Source organism: Methanobrevibacter filiformis, from assembly GCF_001639265.1.
Lineage (GTDB): Archaea > Methanobacteriota > Methanobacteria > Methanobacteriales > Methanobacteriaceae > Methanacia > Methanacia filiformis.
The window spans coordinates 1-6468 of record NZ_LWMT01000045.1 but is presented as its reverse complement, the minus strand read 5'-3'; the positions used below and the strand labels follow the sequence as shown (position 1 = coordinate 6468).

Annotated in this window: 3 protein-coding genes; 1 reads left to right on the top strand and 2 read right to left on the bottom strand. The window is 26.7% G+C overall.

What is annotated here, in order from left to right; all coding sequences use genetic code 11:
- Nucleotides 1-814: 814 nt before the first annotated feature.
- Nucleotides 815-2464 (top strand): fumarate reductase (CoM/CoB) subunit TfrA, encoded by a 1650-nt coding sequence (tfrA, locus tag MBFIL_RS01750; RefSeq protein ID WP_066970902.1) that lies wholly within the window; start codon nt 815-817, stop codon nt 2462-2464.
- A 194-nt stretch (nt 2465-2658) separates the two neighbouring features.
- Here tfrA and MBFIL_RS01745 read toward each other — a convergent pair whose 3' ends face one another.
- Together MBFIL_RS01745 and MBFIL_RS01740 are read right to left on the bottom strand one after the other, a co-directional pair.
- Entirely contained in the window at nt 2659-3969 is a 1311-nt protein-coding gene (locus MBFIL_RS01745; protein WP_066970900.1) for an Ig-like domain-containing protein, read from the bottom strand.
- A 447-nt stretch (nt 3970-4416) separates the two neighbouring features.
- Complete coding sequence (locus MBFIL_RS01740) at nt 4417-6165, bottom strand: right-handed parallel beta-helix repeat-containing protein (protein WP_157078614.1); 1749 nt, start codon at nt 6163-6165, stop codon at nt 4417-4419.
- Between the last annotated feature and the right edge of the window lie 303 nt (nt 6166-6468).

The following is a 6468-nucleotide window of genomic DNA, read 5'->3' as shown; positions in this document are numbered from 1 at the left end:
GCTGCAACTAATGAAATAAACATCAGAAATGCAATATACAATACAATACGAACAAGAAATCTAAAAGACACAATATACTAGAAAAAACATAAATAAACATAGTATAAAACCATACATGTCTAAATAAGTATCTCTTAGTCAGTATGCCATTTATCAAAACATGATTCATACAAAAGCACTAATTTATTAATACAAATTTCATAATAAATGCACAAAAACTTAATAAAAAAAAGTTTATTAAAGTCATTAATGCATGAAGTCATATTTCAACACAAAGATTATTAAACTTTACTAAAAAATAATCAACAAAGATAAATCACTTAAAACCCAATAAACTAAATAATAATCCTTATTTTAACTTAATATTACTTCATCATCATAATATAAGCCAATAAGTATCAATTAACTAATCAATGAATTATGGAAGATCTCCATTAAAATCAAAAAATAATCTATCCTGAAATTTCATGGATTTTATTTATTATATATATTTATTTTGTTTAAAAAATTCTTTAAATTTGCTAAATAATCTATTAAACTTTTTTTATGCTTTAAATTATGAATATCCTTTCTAATGACAAAGTCAGTTTTACAAGTTCTTGAACATATTTGAATATATATAATTTTGATCAAACTTAACTGATTAAGTTAGAAATTTTGATTTCTTAACTAACAATTAGTTTGATTTATATTATTATATATTAACTCAAGAATGTATATAAATAAAGTATTAATATTTATCAATTTTTTATTACTATATTATTCCCACCAATCATCATAAAAATTAAATAAAATCATGAAAAAATATATACTTATGGAAACTAAGGATTATCAATGTGATGTATTAATTATTGGTTCTGGTGGTGCAGGATGTCGAAGTGCTATTGAAGTAGCTAAACATGGACTTAAACCACTTATAGTGTCTAAAGGTTTGTCTTTTAGATCTGGATGTACTGGAATGGCAGAGGGAGGATATAATGCTGCTTTTAGTTTTGTAGACAGTGAAGATACTAAAGAAATTCACTTGAAAGATACTCTTTATGGAGGAAAATACTTAAATGATCCTAAATTAGCTAAAATATTGGTTGATGAAGCTCCAAATAGATTAATTGACCTTGAAACATATGGTGCATTATTTGATCGTCAAAAATCTGGAAAACTTAATCAGCGACCTTTTGGTGGACAAACATTTCGTAGAACATGTTTTCAAGGCGATAGAACTGGGCATGAAATAATAATGGCATTAAAAGAAGAAATAAATAGGTTAAAAATAGCTACAATTGATGAGGTTATGATTACTTCACTTATTCTAGATAAAAGTAAGACTAAGGTAATTGGAGCTCTTGGTCTAAGGCTAAACAATTCAAAAACTATATTTTTTCAGGCAAAAGCTGTTATAATTGCTACTGGTGGAGCAGGACAGTTATATCCAATAACATCAAATACTGTTCAAAAAAATGGAGATGGATATGGTTTAGCTTGGAATGCTGGAGCTGATCTAATAGATATGGAAGAAATACAGTTCCACCCAACAGGAATGGTAAGTCCAGAGTCAAGAAAAGGAATACTTGTTACAGAAGCAGTCCGGGGCGAAGGAGGAATATTACTAAACAAAAATAATGAACGATTCATGACAAACTACGATGAGAAAGGAGAACTTGCAACAAGGGATGTTGTATCAAGAGCAATATACAATGAAATACGAGAAGGGCGAGGAAATGATAACAATGGAGTTTATTTAGATGTTACTAATCTTTCAGATGAAACCATTGAAGAAAAACTTGAAACAATGCTCTTCCAGTTTTTAGATGTTGGTGTAGATATTAGAAAAACACCAATGGAGGTTGCTCCAACAGCCCATCACTTTATGGGAGGCGTTAGAATCAGCCAAAACTGTGAGTCAACAATAGCTAATTTATTTGCAGCAGGAGAAGCCTCTGGAGGAGTTCACGGTGCAAATCGTTTAGGAGGTAATGCTCTGGCGGAAACTCAAGTATTTGGAAAAATAGCTGGGAAAAATGCAGTAAAAATAGCTAAAAATACTGAATTTGAAACAAATGAAGTGCAAGTACAAGAAGAAGAAAATAGAATAAAAAATATAGTTAAAAACGGAACTGTAAATCCATATGAACTTAAAAACAAGCTTAAAAATATAATGTGGGATAAAGTAGGAATTATTAGAAATGAAAATGATTTAAAATTAGCTTTAAAAGAAATTTATGTTTTAAAAGACCAATTAAGTGATATGAAAGTATCTGATGAAACTCATTATAATAAAAATCTTCAAGATGCTCTTGAAATAACAAATATGATTGAAATAGCTATTATAATTGTTAAATCAGCTATTTTAAGAAGAGAAAGTAGAGGTGCACATTTTAGAGAAGATCACCCTGAAACTAAAGATGAATGGCAGAAAAGTATTGTGTTTGGAAAAAATAAAATTAAATTTATTGATAGATATTAATATCTGAAATCTATTCTTTATTATTTTAACTTTATAATTCCTCTGAATAAATATAAAAAGAAAGTAAAGTAATTATCAAAATTTTTAGATTAGCTACATATATACCTAATGAATTATTATTTTGATTTGAAAATGTGTCTCTAATGTTTTTATCACTTTTTAAATAGTTTTATTAGTATTAAAAAATTTTTAATCTATTTAATCACTGTTATATAAGTTTTTGGAATTGAAAGATTAGGATTATAAGTTTCTGTTGTGATTTTTGGACTTAATAATATTCTACCAGATTTTTTAGTTTTAAATTGTACTTTTAGCAATGTAGTTCCAACTTTAGCCTTTTTAAGAGTCCAAGTAAGAGTATTGAGTTTTGAATCATACTTTTTACTACCTGTACCTGTGGATTTTAAATAGCTGAGACCTTTAGGGATTTTATATGCTAATTTTGTGTTTGTTGCATTGTTTGGACCATTATTTTTTATTCTGTAGTATATTGTTATTTTATTTCCAGCTTTAGGATAAGCTTTATTTGAAGTGATTTTAAGATATATACTTGATTGTAAAACTTTTAAAGTAGCACTATTTATTACATTGTTACCATATACTGCAGTTATTGTGTATTTTCCACCATCTAATTTTAATTTATGAATTAATTTAGCCATACCTGCTTTATCTGTTTTACTTGATCCAACAAAAAAATTATCAATGTAAAACTTGATATTCCTATTAGCTATTCCTTTATTATTTGCACCTATTAGATTAGTTTTTAATTGAATCTCTTTGTTTTTATTAGCTACAATATTACCTATTTTTAACTTATTGGCATTTTTAAGAAGAGTTAAATTTGCATTACTTGATGAAATGGAATATTCATTATCGCCTAAAAACTTAACATATACATTGTAATTTCCTTCATTTCCTTTGTATTTAATTTTAGATATTCCTCCATTATCTGTTATACCTGTATATGTTTTTCCATTTATTGTAAATTGAATTTTCTTATTTACAATACCTTTAGCTAGAATACCTTTGGCTGTACTTTCTTTAAGTGTAGCCATTATGTTAATATGTTCTCCACTAGCTCCTTTTACATTTTTAATGTCAAGTTTTGTCTCCTTTTTTATATTATTCAAATTAACAATAACATTATTTGTTCCTGGATCTGCAAAGTCAACATCATATGCTGAAGCCATTATAGAATATTTTCCATTTGGTACAGAACTAGTATCCCATATGCATTCCCATCCATCACTTGGATTAGTGTCTTTTAAAACTTTTTTATAATTGTTTGAACCAGTTATTAAAAAATCAACCCCATCATCGGTTATTTGTGAGTGTGTTTCAATGGAAACTTTAACTTTAACCTGCCCTTGAACATCAGAATTATTTTTAGGGCTTAAAAATTTAATTTCAGGTGCAAATGGGTCATGGGCAGAAACTGCACCAATTGAAGATGTAATGGCTATTAAAATAAGAAATATTAAGATAATTTTTTTATATTTGATCATTATTCTCACTTATAATTTTATTTTAATTAAAATTGGTATAAATAATTAGTAATATAGAGATATGATTATTCACTAGGAAGACTTAGTAATAATAAAATCATTTTATTGTTAAATTTTACTTTTTAGAATAACTTTTAATCAAATTTTTTAAAGTTTTGTTTCATATCAATAAAATAGAGAACTCTAAAAAGAGTTCTCATTAAAATATTGTTTTCCATTCCTTTAAAATAATATTAGTTATTCATACATCACTTTTAGATTTATATATTTCTTCAAATTTGATTTTTTAAATTGTTTATCTATACATGAAGTTTACTTAATTGAAGTTTACTTAATTGTTTAACATTAGAAGGGACACTATTAAGATGAGCTGAACGATGATGAACTCTACCTATTGTTTAACATTAGAAGTAAATTTTATGATCTTTTTGAAGCAATAATAGATTATTAAATCTTTTTTAAAGTAATAGTGGCTATTCCTAAATCTTTTTTGGATTTGTATATTGGTAAGTCAAAACTAATGATTAATTTCTCATTTTTTAAAGAAATTTTTTTACCATGATTATAATTACCTTTTGCAAACTTATATTTCTTTAAAGATTTGTATTTCTTTAAATCTATTGTGATTTTTTTAATTCCTTTTTTAGTTCCAATATTTTTCCATTGAACTTTAACTATGTAATTTTTACCTTTTTTAGTAATTTCAATTTTATTTACTTGTTTAAAATTAGGTGCAGGTTTTACAAATTTTACAGAAGAAGAAGCTGTGCTTCCTTTGAAAATTAAAGATCCTACACTCCCATTTTTAAGTTGAATATTAGCTTTGAGATTTCCACTTTTTAAAGGAGTGTATTTAAATTCTGCAACACCTTTAGAGTTAGTTTTAGCATTTAATGTTTTTCCACCAATAGTTAATATAATATTTTGGTTTGGTAAAATACTTCCATTTGCATTGCCTGTGACTTTTACTTGAACAATAATTTTTTCTCCAATTTGAGCTATTTTAATTATTTTTAAGTGAGAATCATAAGAGTTTTTATTTTCAAGTAAAGATCCTCCAAAGACATGTATCTCAGTATCTTTAAATACTTTATTATTTGTAAAATTAGAGTTTGTGACAGTTAAAGAATCTCCATATAAGCTAATGGTTCCACCAATGTCTATAGCTGTATTTTTTTCAAATTGAGAATCAAAGATAGATAAATTTCCATGTTCTGAGAGTATTGCTCCACCATTACTAGCTATGTTATTTATAAATTTAGAATTCTTAATGGTTATTGTTCCATTATCTTGGCATATTGCTCCACCATTATCTGCTTTATTGTTTTTAAATATTGAATTATCTACAATTAAATTTTTACCAGTATTGTATATTGCAGCACCAAAATCCCCATTATTGTTAGTGAAATTACTGTTTATTACTGTGAAATTTTCTCCAGCATTTTTTATAGCCCTCATACTATTTTCAAAACTGGAATCTTTAACAGTTATATTAATTCCAGGATGACTGTTATTTGCTGATGGAGCATTATTAATTACAGAATCTTCACAATTTTTAAAGGTATTATTTATTATTAATATGTTATTTCCACCATCATTAGTAATAGCTGCTCCTCTATTGTATTCGAAGTATGAATTTTTGATTGTAAGATTAGATGCACCGTTACTTATTGATTCGGTATTATTTAGGAAAATAGAGTCTGACACTGTAATGTTAGTTCCTTCTAAAGCAACTGGACAACATGGGAAGTTACTGAAAGAAGAGTTTATGATTAGTATATGATTTCCATTTTGTGTTTGAACAGGACAGCAAACCATTGAAGATGTAGCATTGGGAATTGTATTAATAAAATATGAGTTTTTTAGTGTAAAATAATTTCCAAAATTATCAACCCCATATCTATTAGGATTAATCAAGGTTAAATTATCCACAGTTAAATAATCACCAGTATTATATATTGTTCTTGCAGGACCAGCAAAAGTACCAGGATTATCAATGAAAGAATCTTTTATAATGAAATTATTTCCACGATTCCAGATTAATGCAGGTTTAACAGGATTGGATCCTCCTTTTTGAGGAGAAGAACCTTTGATGGTTACACCAGACATGAATAAATCATCCCCAAGATTTTTAATAGCACCATCATCTGATGTGTTGCCAGAACTAATAAAATTTGCTAATGTTATATTTATCAAAACTAATCGACTGTTTTGGTCTACATTAAAAGCCCAGCTATCTTTACCTCCATCAATGATTGTGTTCTCTCTTGATTCACCTATGAGTTTAATACTTTTATTATTAATTGTAATATTAACATTATTTGAACCATTGTATTTGCCATTAGATAAATAAATTGTTCCTTCATCAGTTATATTATAGTACGATACCTATTTTTTGACAATATTTATATAGTATAAAATATATAATATTGGTATATGAGTAAAGATTCTAAAGAAGTAGTGGTGCGTCATATTAGTTCTACTGAGCTTAATGATTTG